The organism is Streptomyces sp. DH-12, from assembly GCF_002899455.1.
Taxonomy (GTDB): domain Bacteria; phylum Actinomycetota; class Actinomycetes; order Streptomycetales; family Streptomycetaceae; genus Streptomyces.
The window spans coordinates 5,090,898-5,108,088 of the sequence record NZ_PPFB01000001.1 but is presented as its reverse complement, the minus strand read 5'-3'; the positions used below and the strand labels follow the sequence as shown (position 1 = coordinate 5,108,088).

Below are 17,191 nucleotides of genomic sequence, written 5' to 3'. Positions count from 1 at the left end.
CAACTCCGTCACCCGTTCGAAGGAGCGGACTCCGGCTCCCGCCTCACCGGGCCGAAACCACCACCCCCAGCAACCCCGGTCCCGTGTGCGCCCCGATCACCGCGCCCACCTCGCTGACATGCAGCTCGGACAGTGCCGGCAGCCGGGCGCGGAGCCGGTCGGCCAGCGCCGAGGCGCGCTCCGGCGCGGCGAGATGGTGGACGGCGACGTCCACCTCCGCGCTCCCCGCCCGGTCAGCGGCGATCTCCTCCAGGCGGGCGATCGCCTTCGACGCCGTCCGCACCTTCTCCAGCGGTTCGATACGGCCGCCCGCCAGCTGCAGCAGCGGCTTCACCGCGAGGGCGGAGCCCAGCAGTGCCTGGGCCGCGCCGATCCGGCCGCCCCGGCGCAGATAGTCGAGCGTGTCGACGTAGAAGTAGGCCGACGTGGCCGCCGCCCGCTTCTCCGCCGCGGTGACCGCCTCGTCCACGGTGCCGCCCGCCTCCGCGCTCTCGGCGGCCGCCACCGCGCAGAAGCCGAGGGCCATCGCGATCATGCCGGTGTCCACCACGCGCACCGGCACCGGGGCCTCGCGGGCCGCGAGGACCGCCGCGTCGTAGGTGCCGGACAGCTCGGCGGAGAGATGGAGCGAGACGATGCCGGTCGCGCCGGACGCGGCGGCCCTGCGGTAGGTCTCCGCGAAGAGCTCGGGGCTGGGCCGGGACGTCGTGACGGAACGCCGCTTCTGCAAAGCCTGGGCGAGGGAGCGGGTGGAGATCTCGGTGCCCTCCTCGAGGGCGCGGTCCCCCAGCACCACGGTCAGCGGTACCGCCGTGATGCCGTGCCGCTCCATCGTCCGGGCCGGAAGGTAGGCCGTTGAATCGGTGACGATCGCGACATGGCGGGACATGAGCTGGAGGTTACCTGCCGTGGTGGCCGTGCGGCAGCCCGGACCGTGGGGCGTCGTCCACCGTGGTGTGATCACCGCTGCTCAGGCGGTCGTCACGTGGTGCTTTCGGGGCGCGGCTTCTTCTGCCAGGGGTAGGTGGGGTGCGGGGTGGCCGGGGCGATGGCGGGCCGCTCCTGGTCCTCGTCCCGCTGCGGCTCCGTCTCCTGCCGCGCGGTGTCCGGCCAGGTCCGGCCCGAGGCGTCGGCGGCCGGCGCCTCGGGCCGGCGCGGGGGCGCGGGGGTGGCCGGCTGGTCCGTGGTGGTCCAGTGCCGCAGGGCGCCGGCCTCCATGTCGATCTGCGTGCTCAGCGAGTCGAGGTCGTCGTCCGCGAAGCGGCGGGCGCGGTCGTGGGTGGCCCAGCGCAGGGAGTCCGCGGAGCTGGTGATGCGTTCGGTGCGCTCGCGCAGGTCGGGCAGGCGCGCGGACAGCGTCGCGCGGTCCGGCTCGCCCTCCAGGCGGCGCAGCTCGGCGTCCAGCTCGTGGCCGTGCGCGCTGAGGCGCTGGAAGAGGGCGAGGGACTCCTTCACCGAATCGTCCTCGGCGGCGACCGCCTCCAGGGCGTCCTGTGTGGCGCGCATCGAGGTGCGCAGCTTCAGCCGGAGCTGGGCGATCTCACCGGCCGGGCCGGACTGCGCGAACGCCTTGGCGCGCAGGGTGTGGTCCTCGACCGTGCGGCGGGCCTGGTGGATGTGGCGGTCCGCGCTGCGCTTGGCGGCGCCGACGACCTTCACCGTGGCGTAGACGCCCAGTGCCACGAAGAGCACGAAGAGCAGGGCGATCACTGCGAACACCGCTTCCACGAGGCTCCTCCTCCGGGCACGTCCGGCCTGTCCGGCACACGTCGTGCCGCTCTTCCACGGTAAACGCTACGGGCAGGCCCGGAGTTCCTGCGGAACCCCGAACCTGCCCGCACACAACGCGACGGCTCCCCGTAAGGGTCGGCCGACGGCACGACCCCCACCCCGTAAGGGTGAGCCGGGCCCATCAGGCCGACTCAGGCCGACTCAGACCATTTCAGCTCCTATCCGAGCCGGTTCAAGTCGGTTCAGGCCGGTTCAGGCCGGTTCAGGCCGGTTCAGGCCGGTTCAGGCCGGAACGATGTTCACCAGCTTCGGCGCCCGCACGATCACCTTGCGGATCCCGGCGCCGTCCAGCGCCGCGACCACCCGCTCGTCGGCCAGCGCCGCCTTCTCCAGCTCGTCGTCGGAGATGTCCGGGGACACCTCCAGCCGCGCCTTCACCTTGCCCTTGATCTGCACCACGCAGGTGACGGTCTCGTCGGCCACGTACGCCGGGTTGGCCACCGGGAAGTCCCGGTGCACCACGGAGTCGGTGTGACCCAGCTTGCGCCACAGCTCCTCGGCGATGTGCGGGGCCAGCGGCGCGATCAGCAGCACCAGCGACTCCGCGACCGGACGCGGCAGCGGGCCTCCTCGCTTGGTCAGGTGGTTGTTCAGCTCCGTGACCTTGGCGATGGCGGTGTTGAAGCGCATGCCCTCCAGGTCGCCGCGGACGCCGTCGACGGCCTTGTGCAGGGCGCGCAGGGTGGCCTCGTCGACGTCGTCGGTGTCGGCGACGGTCACCTCGCCGGTCGTCTCGTCGACGATGTTGCGCCACAGCCGCTGCAGCAGGCGGAACTGGCCGACGACCGCGCGGGTGTCCCAGGGGCGGGACACGTCCAGCGGGCCCATGGCCATCTCGTACAGGCGCAGCGTGTCGGCGCCGTACTCGGCGCAGATCTCGTCCGGGGTGACCGCGTTCTTCAGGGACTTGCCCATCTTGCCCAGCAGGCGGGTGACGCGCTCGCCCTGGTACCAGTAGCCGCCGTCACGCTCCTCCACCTCGGCGGCCGGCACGGCGATGCCCCGGCTGTCGCGGTAGACGTAGGCCTGGATCATGCCCTGGTTGAACAGCTTGTGGAACGGCTCCGCCGAGGAGATGTGCCCCAGGTCGTACAGCACCTTGGACCAGAAGCGGGCGTACAGCAGGTGCAGCACGGCATGTTCGGCGCCGCCGACGTACAGGTCGACGCCGCCGTGCGGCATGCCCTCGCGCGGGCCCATCCAGTACCGCTCGATCCCGGGGTCGACCAGCTTCTCGGAGTTGTCCGGGTCCAGGTAGCGCAGCTCGTACCAGCAGGAACCGGCCCAGTTGGGCATGGTGTTGGTCTCGCGCCGGTACTTCTTCGGCCCGTCGCCCAGGTCCAGGGTGACGTTCACCCACTCCTCGTTGCGCGACAGCGGCGTCTCGGGCTGGGTGTCGGCGTCGTCCGGGTCGAAGGTGCGCGGGCTGTAGTCCTCGACCTCGGGCAGCTCCAGCGGCAGCATCGACTCGGGCAGCGCGTGGGCGATGCCGTCCTCGTCGTAGACGATCGGGAAGGGCTCGCCCCAGTAGCGCTGACGGCTGAACAGCCAGTCGCGCAGGCGGAAGTTGACGGTGCCCTCGCCGTGGCCCTCGCGCTCCAGCCACTCGGTGATGCGCGCCTTGGCCTCGGTGACGCCCAGGCCGTCCAGGGAGACGTGCTCGCCGGAGGAGTTGACGATCTTCGCGTCGTGGGAGACGAAGGCGTCGTCCCAGGTCGACGGGTCGGTGCCGCGGCCGTCGGTCGGCTCGACCACGCAGACGACGGGCAGTTCGAAGGCGCGGGCGAACGCGAAGTCGCGGGAGTCGTGACCGGGGACGGCCATGATCGCGCCGGTGCCGTAGCCCATCAGGACGTAGTCGGCGATGAAGACGGGCACCTTCTGCCCGTTGACCGGGTTGGTCGCGTACGCGCCGGTGAAGACGCCGGTCTTGTCCTTGGCCTCGGCCTGCCGCTCGACGTCGGACTTCGAGGCGGCCTGGGCGCGGTAGGCGGCGACGGCCTCGGCGGGCGTCGCGTGACCGCCGGTCCACACCTCGTGGGTGCCCTCGGGCCAGGCGTCCGGGGTGAACTTCTCGACCAGCGGGTGCTCGGGCGCCAGCACCATGTAGGTGGCGCCGAACAGCGTGTCGGGACGGGTCGTGAAGACGGTGACGGACTCGCCGTCGATGGGGAAGTCGACGCGGGCGCCCTCGGAGCGGCCGATCCAGTTGCGCTGCTGCAGTTTGATCGCCTCGGGCCAGTCCAGGGCGTCCAGGTCGTCCAGCAGGCGGTCGGCGTAGGCCGTGATGCGCATGTTCCACTGGCGCAGCTTGGCCTTGAAGACGGGGAAGTTGCCGCGCTCGGAGCGGCCGTCGGCGGTGACCTCCTCGTTGGCCAGCACGGTGCCCAGCCCGGGGCACCAGTTGACGGGCGCGTCGGAGGCGTAGGCCAGGCGGAACTCGCCCAGCACGTCGGCGCGCTCGGCCTCGGTCAGCTCGCTCCACGGGCGCGTGTGACCGGGGACCGGACGCTCACCGGACTCGAACTGCGCGACCAGCTCGGAGATCGGGCGGGCCTTCTTCGCGTCCTGGTCGTACCAGGAGTTGAAGATCTGCAGGAAGATCCACTGGGTCCACTTGTAGTAGTCCGGGTCGATCGTGGCGAACGACCGGCGCTTGTCGTGGCCCAGGCCCAGCCGGCGCAGCTGGCTCTGCATGTTCTTGATGTTGGCCTCGGTGGACACGCGCGGGTGCGTGCCGGTCTGCACCGCGTACTGCTCGGCGGGCAGGCCGAAGGCGTCGAAGCCCAGGGTGTGCAGGACGTTGTGCCCGGTCATGCGCTGGAAGCGGGCGTAGACGTCGGTGGCGATGTAGCCCAGCGGGTGTCCGACGTGCAGGCCCGCGCCCGAGGGGTACGGGAACATGTCCATGATGAACTTCTTGGGTCGCGCGACCAGCTCCGAATCGCCCGCCAGGTCACCCTTCGGGTTCGGCGCCGCGTACGTCCCCTCGGCGTCCCAGAAGTCCTGCCAGCGTGCCTCGATCTCGGCGGCCAGGGCGGCCGTGTAGCGGTGCGGCGCGGCCTCCGCGGCTGCGGGGTTCGTCTCGCTCATGATCCTCAAAGCTCCATCGATCGTCTCTGCCTGCTGCTGCGACTTCCTGGAAATGAAAAAACCCCTCGCACAGGAGGGGACGCCGCGCCGATTCCGGCCTGCCGGAACTCCGGCGGTCGGGACTGATCAGCGCGGCTCGCTAAGCAGAAGGCGTACGGCACGCATGCGGTCAGGGTACCGCAGGGACGGATCCGGCCGCGACGCTCTTCCCCGGCGCACCGGACGAAGGTCAAGGGTTACTTCGCGTAACAACCCCTAAGGGACAACGCAACAGCCTCATTGTCTTTTGATAACAGCGCAATAACTCAAACCTGGTACTGACGGGTACGGCGAGGCTTAGAGTGCGGCAGCGGGACCGCTTTACCGAACCGTTCGGAGTTGCCCCCATGAACCCTCGTCCACTCGGCAGCCCACCCCCCGCTCGGGGCAGGTCGGCTGCGACTCCGTCGTGCCCGCTGCGCGTCCGGACGTCCGGAGGTGCGTCGTGAGGCCGGACGACAGCACGGCGGACGACTGGTTCGTCGACTTCCTCGACTTCGGCGTCGGCGTCCTGTCGCTGGTCTGCCTCAGCTGCTCCGTGATCTGGGGACTCGTGGCGCAGGACCGGATCCTGCTCGGCCCCCGGCAGCGGATCCTCGCGCAGGCGGTGCACCGCACCACGGCGGTCGCGGCCGTCGTCTTCCTGCTGATCCACGTCGTCGTCAAGCTGGCGCTGGACCACACCACGTGGATCGCCGCCGTGCTCCCCTTCGGGCTCGTCCTCACCGACGACGAGGCCGTCATGGGACGCAGCTTCCTGATCGGCCTCGGCACCCTGGCCGGCATGCTGATGGTCTTCGTCGCGATCACGGGCGTCCTGCGCAACCGCTTCGCCTCCCCCGCGGAGGTCGCCGCCCGCTGGCGCGCGGTGCACATGCTGGCCTATCCGGCCTGGTGCGCGGCGCTGGTGCACGGCCTCTACGCGGGTCGAGCGGCCAAGCCGGTCTTCATGATCCTGTACGGCCTGTCGCTGCTCGGCGTGTTCGCGGCCCTGATGCTGCGGGCCTCCCCGCGCCCGGTCAAGCGCAAGGTGGCCGACCGCCTCACCTCCCTGCTGGGCCTCACCGGCCGGCAGCCGGGCCGTGACCGGCTGGACGAGGCCGGAGCGCGCGCCGCCGAGTCCGGCCTGCCCGGTCACGGCGGCGGGAACGCCCGGGACGACAGGCGGTCGCGCTCCGGCCGCCCGTCGTTCGACACCCCCGAGCCCGCGCCGGCCCCGGAACCGGCGCACGGCTTCGCGGCCGCCTACCGCGCGGTGTCCGCGCCTCCCCGGCCGTCCGCGGCGCAGGGCCCGTTCCCGGACGCCACCGCCCGCATGGAGATGCCGGGCCTGCGGGCCACGGAGGCGATACCCCGCGTGGAGACGCCCTCCAGCACCTCGGGCAGCTGGCCGATCCCGTCCCCGCCGCCGGTCGGCGAGGCCCCGCCGTCGGCGTACGACCCGCTCAACGACACCGGATACACCATCCCGGCCTATGACAATTCGGCCGCCTCCGGCTACGGGTCGAGTGATGTGTACGACACCGCTGAGACGAACACGCTCTACGGCACGTACAACCCGGACGACACGTACAACAGCGGTCCCGCCAATGAACCAGCCCCCGGTGCGCCCCCGTCGTCCTACGACTTCGGCGCACCGGGTTCGGGCGAACCTTGGAACACGCCTTCCGGAGGCTTTAAGTGAACGAGGCCCTGCCCGACGTCCCCGAAGTCCGCGTCGTAGGGCTTCCCCAGCTCACGTCGGGTTTCGACCTTGTCGACCGGCTCGATCTGCAGATGCACCTCAAGGTGCACGGGCCGCTCGAGCCCCTGGGCGGCGAGCAGCTCGCGCAGCTCGCCGAACGCATCAACCTCAGGGGCCGCGGCGGCGCGGGCTTCCCCTTCCACAAGAAGCTGCGCGCGGTCGCCGAATCGGCGATCAAGCGCGGCGTCCGGCCGGTCGTCGTCGTCAACGGCAGCGAGGACGAACCGGCCTGCCGCAAGGACACGGTGCTCATCAACCGCGCACCCCATCTCATCCTCGACGGCGCGCTGCTGTGCGCCGAGGCCATGGGCGCCCGCACGCTCGTGGTGGGGGTCACCCGTGAGTCCACCCAGCGCTCGATGGAACAGGCGCTCGCCGAGCGCGGCCTGAGCAACGGCCGCCGCTCGGTGCTGCGCGCCCGTGTGCAGCGCAACCCGGTGCGCATGGTGACGGGAGCCGCGGCCTCCCTGATCCGCTCCATCGACGGCGGCCCGGCGATCCCCCCGGGCCGCAAGACCAGCGCCTCCAGGAGCGGCGTGGGCGGCGCGCCCACGCTGCTGTCCAACGCCGAGACGTTCGCCCAGCTCGCCATCGCCGCCCGCATCGGCCCGGAGCGCTACGGCAACACCGGCCTGTACGACGAGCCGGGCACCGTGATGCTCACGGTGTCCGGGGCGGTGGCCCGCCCGATGGTGATCGAGGTGCCGACCGGCGTGCCGCTGCGCTACGTGCTCCAGCTGGCCGGCGCCCCGCCGGTCCCGCAGGGCGTGCTGACGGGCGGCTACCACGGCAAGTGGATCGACGCGGCGACCGTGAACGAGGCGATCGTCTCCCGCAACTCGCTGGACGCGGTGGGCGGTTCGCTGGGCGCGGGCGCCATCCTGCCGATCAGTCAGGACACCTGCCCGCTGGGCGAGTCACTGATGGTGGCCAAGTGGCTGGCGCAGGAGAGCGCCAACCAGTGCGGCCCCTGCTACCTGGGGCTCCCGGCCGCCGCGCGCGGCCTGGAGGACATCCTCAACGGCGGCGGCCCGGCCGCGTTCGAGGCGGTCAGGCAGGTCGCCAAGAACGTGAAGCGGCGCGGCGCCTGTTCGCACCCGGACGGCTCCGCGATGTTCCTGGAGTCCACCCTCAAGGCGTTCACCGACGACATCGCGGCCCATGCCCTCGGCAACGGCTGCGGACGGCCCGTGGCGGGCGTGCTGCCGCTCTTCGAGGGGGGCGCGGCCCCGACGGGCGTCCCGGGCGGCGAGGACGAGGAGAGGAACGGCCCCAGCCGTCAGAAGATCTTCGTCGACTGGACGCTGTGCCGGGGCCACGGACTGTGCGCGGACATCCTCCCGGAGGTGTTCCAGCTCGGCGCGGACGGCTTCCCCACGGTGGCTCAGGCTCAGGTGCCGCGTCACGCCGAGGCGAAGGCGCTGCGCGCGGTGCGCCGCTGCCCGGCGCTGGCCCTGCGCATCGAGGACTCGGCCCCGCAGGCGAAGGCGCCGTCCCGGAACCTCCCGGTGCTCTCCCAGGGACGCGGCAGGCGCGCCCTGGGGCGCTGACGGGGGTCCCTCACGCAGCCGGCCCCTTTCCGGGCGTCTCAGGCCGCCGGAAAGGGGCGTTCCCGTCCCCTGGGCGCGGGCGGCCCGGGAACGCGCGCACAACGACCGAGGGCGGACCATCCGTTCGGATGATCCGCCCTCGACTTCTGTGGAGCTAAGGAGAATTGAACTCCTGACCTCCTGCATGCCATGCAGGCGCTCTACCAACTGAGCTATAGCCCCTTGCGGTGTCCCCCGGGTCTCCCCGGCGGCGACGCCAACTTTACACGGTCCCCCCGGCCCAACACCAAATCGGTTTCGCTTCGCCCCGGTCCGCCCGGAACGCCCGCCCCCGAAGGAGCGCTCCCACCCCGTCAGGCGCTCACGCCGTCACGAACGAGTAGAAGCGTTTGAGGGTGCAGTGCTCCTCCAGCAGCCGGCCGTAGATCGGCTCCCCCTCGAGTTCCCGGTACGTCTCGATGGGGTCGCCTTTTATGATCAGCGCCCGCGCGCACTCCTCGCACCAGTACTGGTAGTCGGCGTTGACCGGCTCCATGTCGCGGACGATCGGCGTGCCGCTGCCGCACCAGTCGCACTTCCGCCTGTGTGCACCCATCGGTCAGCTCCAGCTGTGGCCGCAGGCCGTGCACACGTAGGAGATCCCGCCGTTGTCGCCGAGCACCTGGGCGACGTGCGCGGAACCGCAGGAAGGGCAGCCGAGACGGGTAGAGGTCCGTCGGGTCGACACCGCTCCGAGGAGGTGGTCGACCTCCTCGAGGATGCTCGCAGGCATCACAACTCCCTCCCGTCGGGCCGCGCCCCCTTCCGGTCGTTTGATTCTGCCACGACCGGGCCAATACGGTCAGCGACGCCGTGGTACCGGTAAGGACACGGCTGTACGCCTCGTAGAGGTGTACGTCGGAGAACGCCGCCGCGCTCACCCGCGGACGACAAAAGATCCCGCCTCCGCGGAGGGAGACGGGATCTTCACCATGTGGAGCTAAGGAGAATTGAACTCCTGACCTCCTGCATGCCATGCAGGCGCTCTACCAACTGAGCTATAGCCCCTGGCCGCCACGTGAAGTGGCTTCCTGGTTTCGCCCCGCTCGGCGGGGCGAACAAGAAGAACTTTAGCCTGCGACCTGCCAGAAAGTGAAATCCGGGGCCGGGACGCCTCTGGGCGGGTCGCACGGCCGCCGCCGGACGGCGCCGGCGGCGGGCACGGCCGTCCTCAGTCGTCGTCGCCGAGCACCGGCTCCGGCAGGCTGCCGGCGTTGTGCTCCAGCAGCCGCCAGCCCCGGGCGCCCTCGCCGAGGACGGACCAGCAGCAGTTGGTGAGACCGCCCAGGCTCTCCCAGCTGCGCGCGTCGAGGCCGAGCAGCCGGCCGATGGTGGTGCGGATGGTCCCGCCGTGGCTGACGACCACGAGTGTGCCGTCCTCCGGGAGCTTCTCGGCGTGCCGCAGCACCACGGGGGCGGCGCGGTCGGCGACCTCGGTCTCCAGTTCGCCGCCGCCCCGGCGGACCGGCTCGCCGCGCTTCCACGCGGCGTACTCGTCGCCGTGGCGGGCGATGATCTCGTCGTGCGTCAGGCCCTGCCAGACGCCCGCGTAGGTCTCCCGCAGGGCCTCGTCGTGGACGACGTCCAGGCCGGTGAGCGCGGCCAGCTCGGCGGCGGTGGCGGCGGCCCGCTTCAGGTCGGAGGCGATGATCGCGTCGGGCCTGAGGCCCGCCAGCAGGCGGGCGGCCCGGCGGGCCTGGGCGACGCCGGTCTCGGTCAGCTCGACGTCCGTGGAGCCCTGGAAGCGGCGCTCCACGTTCCACAGGGTCTGGCCGTGCCGCCAGAGGATGATGCGGCGGCCCCGGCCGGCGGAGCCGCCCACCTCACCGGTGGCGCTCATCCCCACTCACCGCCCGGCTCCGTCGCCTCCCCGGCCTCCTGGAGCTTGGCGTGCTCGGCGGCCTTGCCGCGGGTGGCCCTGGCCTCCTCGGGGAGGTCCAGCTCGGGGCAGTCCTTCCACAGCCGCTCCAGGGCGTAGAAGACCCGCTCCTCGCTGTGCTGGACGTGGACGACGATGTCGACGTAGTCGAGCAGCACCCAGCGAGCCTCGCGGTCACCCTCGCGGCGGACCGGCTTGGCGCCGAGCTCCTTGCTCAGCCGCTCCTCGATCTCGTCGACGATCGACTTGACCTGGCGGTCGTTCGGCGCGGAGGCCAGCAGGAATGCGTCGGTGATGGACAGCACGTCACTGACGTCGTAGGCGACGATGTCGTGCGCGAGCTTGTCGGCGGCCGCCTGGGCGGCGGTGTTGACGAGCTCGATGGAACGGTCGGTTGCGGTCACTGCACGGCTTTCGGGTCGGCGGTCACTTGTCCTCAAGGGTCTCACGGACCGCCGGGCGCACCCCACGCGATGACGCGGGGTGCGCCTCTGCTCGCTACGAGCCGGGGTCGTAGTCCTGGCCGAGGACCACCGCCACGCGCGCGTTGCCGGGGATCTCGCCCTTGGTGACGGCGTCGGCGGGCAGGCCCAGGGTCTTGGCGACCTCGGTGGCGTTCTCCTTCTCCGCGGGGTCGGCGTAGACGACCTCGGAGGTGGCCTCGGCGGAGCCGGCGGTGCCGCCCTCCAGGAAGGTGAAGCCGCCGTTGAGGAGCACCACCCGGGCCTTCTCGGTGGTGTCCTTGTCGCCGGTGGCGTTGCGCACGGAGACGGTGACCGCGGCGTCCCGGTCGGGGCTCTTGGCGGTGCCGCCGAGGACGTCCTGGACCACGCTGTCGCTGGTCTCGGCGGTGAGCGTGCCGTCCTCCTCGACGGGGAGCAGCGTCGTGCGGTGGTCGCCGCCCTTGGCGAGGTCGGAGAGCTCCGCGAGGAAGGCGCCGAGGTCCGCGTCGGTCAGCGGCGGCTCGATGATCTGGCCGAGGGTCTGGACGGTGACCGTGGCGGCGTCCGGGTCGGAGGTCATCTTGCGCAGCACGCCGTGCAGCACCTGGCCGAACCGCTCCAGCTGGGCGTTCTGGGTCTCGCCCGGGGCGCGGTGGGTGGCGTAGGCGACGGCCGCCTTGCCGCCGAGGGTCTGGCCCTTGCCCTTCCTGACCAGCGGCGCCTCGCCCTTCCTCTTGGCGTCCGGGTCGGGCACGTCGGTGTCGGTGTCGACCTCGATGTTGCCGACCAGGTCGACGAGGGTGAGCAGGAACGGGGTGTCCAGCCGCCAGGTGCCCTCGATGTCGGTGCCGAGGACGGTGTCGAGGGCGGTCCTGGTGCCCTCGGAGCCGTCGTCCTCGACGGACTTGGCGAGCGTGGTGGTGGTGCCGTCCTCGGCGGTGAGGGCGAGGGAGTTGGGCAGCAGCACCGTGGTGCCCTGCCGGGTGGTGGTGTTGTCGACGAGCAGCGCGGTGGAGGTGCCGCCGTTCTCGGTGTCGTGCAGGTGGACGACGAGCACGTCCCGCTTCTGCGCGCCCGCGGCGGTGGTGGTGCCGGCGCCCGTGCCGGAGCCGGAGAGTCCGGGCAGCTTCCCGGCGTACCAGAGGTAGCCGACGCCGCCGGCGACGACCAGCGCGAGCACCACGGTGAGGGCGATGATCCGGCTGCGGGCGCGGCGCCGGGCCTCCTCGCGGCGCTCGGTGCGGTTCTCGGTGAACTTGAGCCAGTCGATGACGTCCTCGGAGTCGTCGTCGGGCTCCTCGACGAAGGCGAACTGCTCGGTGCGGTACTCGGGGGCCGGCTCGGAGCCGTCGGGCCCGTCGTCCACCGGGCCGGACTGCTGCGGGATGTGCGCGGTCCGCTCCGTGGAGTGGCCGGACTGCTCCGGTATGTACGCCGTCTGCTCGGTCACCCGGGGCTGCTGTCCGGTGCCGGCGCCCTGTCCGTAGGGGTCGTGGGCGGGCTGCTGCTGGTAGGCGTCGTAGTCGTAGGAGCCGTAGGAGGGATCCTGCGGCTGCTGCTGCGGGGGCACGGGGGCGCCGCCGTTCCCGTACGGGTCGTACGACTGCTGCTGGTGGCCGCCCGCGGCGTACGGGTCGTAGCCGTAACCCTGCTGCCCCTGCTGCCCCTGCTGCCCGTAGGGGTCGTACTGCTGGGCCTGCTGCGTCTGCTGGTCGGCGGCCTGGCGGTAGACCGGCCGGCCGTACTCGTCGTAGCCGACGAGCTCGTACGGGCCCCCGTCGCCGTACCCCGCGTCGTATCCGTCGTTCACCGGTGCCCCTCTCGGCTCACTCGCCGCGATACAGCTGACGCTTGGCGATGTAGCGCACGACACCGTCCGGCACCAGGTACCAGACGGGGTCTCCCTTGGCGACTCTCGCACGGCAGTCCGTGGAGGAGATGGCGAGGGCCGGGACCTCCACGAGCGAGACACCGCCCTCGGGCAGACCGGCGTCGGTCAGGTGGTGGCCGGGCCGGGTCACGCCGATGAAGTGTGCCAGGGAGAACAGTTCCTCGCTGTCGCGCCAGGTCAGGATCTGGGCGAGGGCGTCGGCGCCGGTGATGAAGAACAGGTCCGTGTCCGGGTTGAGCGCGTCGAGGTCGCGCAGGGTGTCCACGGTGTAGGTGGGTCCGCCGCGGTCGATGTCGATGCGGCTCACCGAGAACTGCGGGTTCTCGGCGGTGGCGATGACCGTCATCAGGTAACGGTCCTCGGCGGGCGAGACCGCGCGGTGGCTCTTCTGCCACGGCTGGCCGGTGGGGACGAAGACCACCTCGTCGAGGTGGAACTGCGCGGCCACCTCGCTGGCCGCCACGAGGTGCCCGTGGTGGATCGGGTCGAAAGTGCCGCCCATGACGCCCAGACGGCGCTTGCCCCGCTCGCCCGGGCCGGTGCCGGGGCCGGTAGGCATGTCCTGCTCTCCCATGCGTGCAGACCCTACCGGCCCGGCCCGCGGGCTCCGTCGGCCAGTGCCCCGGAGACGGGGGCCCGGCGGTTCAGCGGTCGCGGTTGAAGCGGGTGGTGATCCACAGCAGGAGCAGCAGCGCGAGCAGGGCGCCGCCTCCCGTGACCCAGGGGTTGAGGCTCTGGTGGTTGCCGCCGTGCTCTCCGCCCTCGGCGGCGAGCGTGACCATCTGGACAGCGGTGCTGGGGAAGCTCATCTTCGGCAGGACCTATCGCGTGTGGGCGGGATAAAGACGTGGGCTCATCGTAAGCGGGCGACTTCACGGCGATCACGCCGACTCCGCCGTTGCGGGCGTGCGGCGTCCGGCGTCCGGCGCGGGGAGGCAACCGTTGCCCGGTGCCCGGTCGTCCTTCCGCGTGGAGCCGCACGGAGCGGCCGTCCCTGCTGCCCGCGCACGGAATCTCCGCCTAGGCTGGGTCCCGCCGCGGGGGAGCGAAGGGCCGCACCGGCGACCGCACAGGTCACTCAGACGCACATGGGGGATACATGTCCGACGGCCACCAGCACCACGGGCACGAGAGGGTGCCCGGCAGGCAGCGCAGGCGCTTCCCCGGAATCTCCTCGCGTGCGTACGAACACCCCGCCGACCGTTCCGCGCTGGTGGCGCTGCGGAAGCTGAGCGGGTTCGACACGGTCTTCAAGGCGCTCAGCGGGCTGCTGCCCGAGCGCAGTCTGCGGCTGCTGTTCCTGTCCGACTCGGTACGGGTCTCGGACCGGCAGTTCGCCCACCTCAACGACATGCTGCGGGACGCCTGCTACATCCTGGACCTGGAGAAGGTCCCGCCGATGTACGTCAACCAGGACCCGAACCCCAACGCGATGTGCATCGGCCTCGACGAGCCGGTCATCGTGGTGACCACGGGTCTGGTGGAGCTGCTCGACGAGGAGGAGATGCGGGCGGTCGTCGGGCACGAGGTCGGGCACGCGCTGTCCGGTCACTCGGTGTACCGGACGGTCCTGCTGTTCCTGACGTCGCTCGCGGTCCGGGTGGCCTGGATCCCGCTGGGCAACGTGGCGATCATGGCGATCGTCACCGCGCTGCGGGAGTGGTTCCGCAAGTCGGAGCTGTCGGCGGACCGCGCGGGGCTGCTGGTCGGCCAGGACCTCCAGGCGTCGATGCGCGGCCTGATGAAGATCGCGGGCGGCAACCACCTGCACGAGATGAACGTGGACGCGTTCCTGGAGCAGGCCGAGGAGTACGAGTCGGGCGGGGACCTGCGCGACTCCGTGCTGAAGATCCTGAACGTGCTGCCGCGCTCGCACCCGTTCACCACGGTGCGGGCGGCCGAGCTGAAGAAGTGGGCGGCCTCCCGCGAGTACCAGCGGATCATGGACGGCCACTACCCGCGCCGCGAGGAGGACAAGGACGCGTCGGTGCGGGACTCCTGGCGGGAGTCGGCGAGCGCCTACGCCGGCGAGGTGCGGACCTCCAAGGACCCGCTGATGAAGCTGGTCAGCGACATCGCGGGCGGCGCGGGCGACCTGGGCGACCGGGTCCGCCGCGGCTTCGGCGGCTTCACCGGCCCGAAGCCGGGCCCGTCCTCCCGCCCGGACCCCGACGACGACCGGAACCCGCCGCGCGACGAGGCGTGAGCCGGTGACGCGGCGCGGGATCCGCGCCGCGTCACCGGCACGACGGCCGGGCAGGCACACCCGTGCGCCCGAGACGCATCGCCGCACGACGGCCGACTGCCCCTCGACCGCCGCCCTCGACCTCTCAGAGCCGGGCGGGCCGGCGTCTCCGGCCGCTCGGCCGCTCGGCCGGGCGGGCGCGCGGGCGCGCGGGCGCGCGGCGGCTGAGCCGGCGCCCGGCCTCGGGGAACATCGGTACAGCGGTTAACGCTAAGCCGGTGATCATGGCCAGGCCGGAGCTCCGAGAGCGGTGACGCGGTTCGCGTACTCGCGGCGGGCCTTGCGCTGGGCCGGGATCACAGCGGCCCCAGGGGCGCCGTCGAGAGGCTGGGAGAGGTCGAGAAGTCGGCGGTGGACCGCGGGCACGGCGGTGACGCGCAGGGTGTAGCCCTGACCTCGCCGTACGGTGCCCCCTGGTCGAGCGCGGCCCGCCCGGCGGGCTCCAAGTCGGCCGCGTGGAGGAAGTCGGCGAGCTTGCCCGGCATGGCGAGGGTGACCGGCGGCTCCGGGCGGGGGCATTCTCCTCAGCGGCGGTGTGGTCGGGCATGAGGTCCGCGACGGCCGTGCGGATCGCGCCGCGGCTGACCCGGTGGTCGCGGGCGAGGGCGGCGATCGAACGGCCCTCCACGTACGCGGTGCGCACGGTGTCGTCCTGTCGGCCGCCACGGCGGGGCGGCGCCCGCCCTTGCTGCCCTTGGCCTCGGCGGCCCGCAGCCCGTCGTACGTCAGCTCCCGTTGGAGGTCGCGCTGGAGTTCGCCCGCGGCGGCCAGGGTCTGCACCGTGAACTTCACGGTGGACAGCAGCTCTCCGGTGCGCGGGTGGCGGGCGGTGAGGTCCATCGCGGAGAACGCGCCGTCGTGGATGCGCAGCGCCACCTGGTCGCGGTGGAGGACGTCGAGCACGTCGAGGATGTGCCCGGTGCCGCCCGGCCGCGCGTAGGTGAGCAGCTCGCCGGACTTCGGCCGCTGGAGCGGGTGGAGGTGCCGCCGTCCTCCTCGAAGACGACCGGCTCGTCGATGCCGGCTTCGTCGAGGACGAGGCTCTGCCGGGCGGCTGACCGCTGGTCGGTCGGGACCCGCTTGTGGACCGGGTTCGCCACCGAGGGGCCCCTTCCGTACGGAGGATCGGACCCTGTCCGTCGTCAGACTCCGTCAGCAATCACCCTCGGATCTGATTGGATTCGCGCCGCCGCGAACCCCGGATTGCACGGGTTCATCGGACGCGTCGGCCGCCTGTCGTCAAACGATGGCGAGCTCAAGCGGTCAGCGCATCACCGCTGTTCAGAAGGTCAGCGTAGACCTCTGCCGGAGTGCGGTAGCCATGGATCTTGCGCGGGCGGTGGTTGAGCTCGTGGGCGATGGCGTCCAGGTCGGCCTGGCTGAACCTGCGAAGGTCCGCGCCCTTGGGCAGGTACTGCCGAAGCAGCCGGTTGGTGTTCTCGTTGGTGCCGCGCTGCCACGGGCTGCGCGGCTTGCAGAGGTAGATCGGCATCCCCGTCTCGGCGGTGATGGCCTGGTGCTCGGCGATCTCGCGCCCTCGGTCCCAGGTGAGCGTTCGTCGTAGCTGGGGCGGGATGCCGAGGAGATTCCTGGTGAGATGCGGAGTGACTTGCTCGGCCTTGATGCCGTCGGGCAGCGCGACGATGGCCGTGTAACGGCTGGTGCGCTCGACCAGCGTGGCGACGGCCGAGGGCCGGGTACCCATGACGAGGTCGCCCTCCCAGTGGCCCGGGATCTTGCGGTCCTCGACCTCCGCGGGGCGGGCGGTGATGGACACCATGCCGCGGATGACGCCCCGCCCGGTGGGCCGACGGGCGATCTTCGGACGGCGCATGGGCCTGCCTGACCGCAGCCGCTGGGTGAGGCTGCGGTCGATCGCCTGGCGCCGGCGAGGGTCGTAGAGCGAGAGGTAGATCGCTTCGTGCGAGATCTGCATGGAGGCGTCATCAGGAAACTGCCGGCGCAGCCATCCTGCGATCTGCTCGGGTGACCAGCACAGAGCGAGCTTGGCTTCCACCAGGGCGCGTAGAGCAGGTCGCTGGGCGAGTTTGGCCTGCTTGGGGCGGCGCCCGCGCTCGTAGGCGGCCGCATCGGCCGACGCGGCTCGGTAGCGGTCCCGGCCGCCGTTGCGGGCGATCTCGCGTGAGATGGTCGAAGGAGATCGGCCTAGCCGCTTGGCCAGCTGCCGGGCCGATTCCCCGGCGGCGAGGCCGCGGGATATCTCCTCGCGCTCTCTGCCGTTCAGATGCCGCTCTGACCGCATCTGAGCGGCGAGGCGGACGCCGCCGCTCTGGTGCAGGAACCGACGGGCGCTCTGCATCGGCGCCCCGAGCGCCCGCCCGATCAAGCTGAACGACTGCCCCTCGCGCCAGCGTCTCCAGATCTCGTCCTGCTGAGCTGGCGAAAACCCGTAGTCACGCACCTGTGCCTCCACGATCACATGATCATCCGAGGGTGGTGCGTTGATCACTTGAGGG

Annotated in this window: 15 protein-coding genes and 2 tRNA genes; 3 read left to right on the top strand and 14 right to left on the bottom strand. The window is 71.7% G+C overall.

Features of this window, described 5'->3' with window-relative positions; all coding sequences use genetic code 11:
* Window positions 1-43 precede the first annotated feature (43 nt).
* From C1708_RS21895 to leuS, 3 genes are all read right to left on the bottom strand, one after another.
* A complete protein-coding gene (locus C1708_RS21895) occupies window positions 44-889 on the bottom strand; it encodes a DegV family protein (RefSeq protein ID WP_106414267.1) in 846 nt (281 codons plus the stop codon).
* Window positions 890-981: 92 nt separating this feature from the next.
* On the bottom strand, window positions 982-1,728 hold the full coding sequence (locus C1708_RS21890) for a hypothetical protein (protein WP_106414266.1): 747 nt from the start codon (window positions 1,726-1,728) through the stop codon (window positions 982-984).
* A gap of 285 nt (window positions 1,729-2,013) precedes the next feature.
* Window positions 2,014-4,884, bottom strand: coding sequence for a leucine--tRNA ligase (gene leuS, locus C1708_RS21885; RefSeq protein ID WP_106414265.1), 2,871 nt, complete (start codon window positions 4,882-4,884; stop codon window positions 2,014-2,016).
* A gap of 484 nt (window positions 4,885-5,368) precedes the next feature.
* Here leuS and C1708_RS21880 point away from each other — a divergent pair, with 484 nt between their 5' ends.
* Entirely contained in the window at window positions 5,369-6,607 is a 1,239-nt protein-coding gene (locus C1708_RS21880; protein WP_106414264.1) for a ferric reductase-like transmembrane domain-containing protein, read from the top strand.
* Window positions 6,604-8,217: an NADH-quinone oxidoreductase subunit NuoF family protein gene (locus C1708_RS21875; protein WP_106414263.1), complete on the top strand. Its 1,614-nt coding sequence runs from the start codon at window positions 6,604-6,606 to the stop codon at window positions 8,215-8,217. The genes C1708_RS21880 and C1708_RS21875 overlap by 4 nt, the downstream gene beginning before the upstream one ends.
* Before the next feature lie 149 nt (window positions 8,218-8,366).
* Here C1708_RS21875 and C1708_RS21870 read toward each other — a convergent pair.
* The 9 genes from C1708_RS21870 to C1708_RS34455 all read right to left on the bottom strand — a co-directional run bounded on the left by C1708_RS21870 (window position 8,367) and on the right by C1708_RS34455 (window position 13,278).
* Window positions 8,367-8,439: transfer RNA gene (locus tag C1708_RS21870), tRNA-Ala, on the bottom strand.
* A gap of 139 nt (window positions 8,440-8,578) precedes the next feature.
* Entirely contained in the window at window positions 8,579-8,812 is a 234-nt protein-coding gene (locus C1708_RS21865; protein WP_005479297.1) for a hypothetical protein, read from the bottom strand.
* A gap of 3 nt (window positions 8,813-8,815) precedes the next feature.
* On the bottom strand, window positions 8,816-8,989 hold the full coding sequence (locus C1708_RS21860) for a hypothetical protein (RefSeq protein WP_106414262.1): 174 nt from the start codon (window positions 8,987-8,989) through the stop codon (window positions 8,816-8,818).
* Between the two features lie 202 nt (window positions 8,990-9,191).
* A tRNA-Ala gene (locus C1708_RS21855) sits at window positions 9,192-9,264 on the bottom strand.
* 163 nt (window positions 9,265-9,427) lie between these two features.
* On the bottom strand, window positions 9,428-10,096 hold the full coding sequence (locus C1708_RS21850) for a histidine phosphatase family protein (RefSeq protein WP_106416420.1): 669 nt from the start codon (window positions 10,094-10,096) through the stop codon (window positions 9,428-9,430).
* Window positions 10,093-10,539 (bottom strand): ribosome silencing factor, encoded by a 447-nt coding sequence (gene rsfS, locus C1708_RS21845; RefSeq protein ID WP_106414261.1) that lies wholly within the window; start codon window positions 10,537-10,539, stop codon window positions 10,093-10,095. The genes C1708_RS21850 and rsfS overlap by 4 nt, the downstream gene beginning before the upstream one ends.
* Window positions 10,540-10,633: 94 nt before the next feature.
* Window positions 10,634-12,388, bottom strand: a complete 1,755-nt coding sequence (locus C1708_RS21840; RefSeq protein ID WP_106414260.1) for a LytR C-terminal domain-containing protein — start codon at window positions 12,386-12,388, stop codon at window positions 10,634-10,636.
* A 16-nt stretch (window positions 12,389-12,404) separates the two neighbouring features.
* Complete coding sequence (gene nadD / locus C1708_RS21835; protein ID WP_106414259.1) at window positions 12,405-13,043, bottom strand: nicotinate-nucleotide adenylyltransferase; 639 nt, start codon at window positions 13,041-13,043, stop codon at window positions 12,405-12,407.
* 70 nt (window positions 13,044-13,113) lie between these two features.
* Complete coding sequence (locus C1708_RS34455) at window positions 13,114-13,278, bottom strand: hypothetical protein (protein WP_198602559.1); 165 nt, start codon at window positions 13,276-13,278, stop codon at window positions 13,114-13,116.
* 290 nt (window positions 13,279-13,568) lie between these two features.
* On the opposite strand from C1708_RS34455, the gene C1708_RS21830 reads away from it, so the two are divergent.
* Window positions 13,569-14,675, top strand: coding sequence for a M48 family metallopeptidase (locus C1708_RS21830; protein ID WP_106414258.1), 1,107 nt, complete (start codon window positions 13,569-13,571; stop codon window positions 14,673-14,675).
* 261 nt (window positions 14,676-14,936) lie between these two features.
* Here C1708_RS21830 and C1708_RS21825 read toward each other — a convergent pair whose 3' ends face one another.
* Together C1708_RS21825 and C1708_RS21820 are read right to left on the bottom strand one after the other, a co-directional pair.
* A complete protein-coding gene (locus C1708_RS21825; protein WP_241911310.1) occupies window positions 14,937-15,617 on the bottom strand; it encodes a serine/threonine-protein kinase in 681 nt (226 codons plus the stop codon).
* A gap of 352 nt (window positions 15,618-15,969) precedes the next feature.
* A complete protein-coding gene (locus C1708_RS21820; RefSeq protein WP_106416419.1) occupies window positions 15,970-17,136 on the bottom strand; it encodes an IS30 family transposase in 1,167 nt (388 codons plus the stop codon).
* Window positions 17,137-17,191 lie beyond the last annotated feature (55 nt).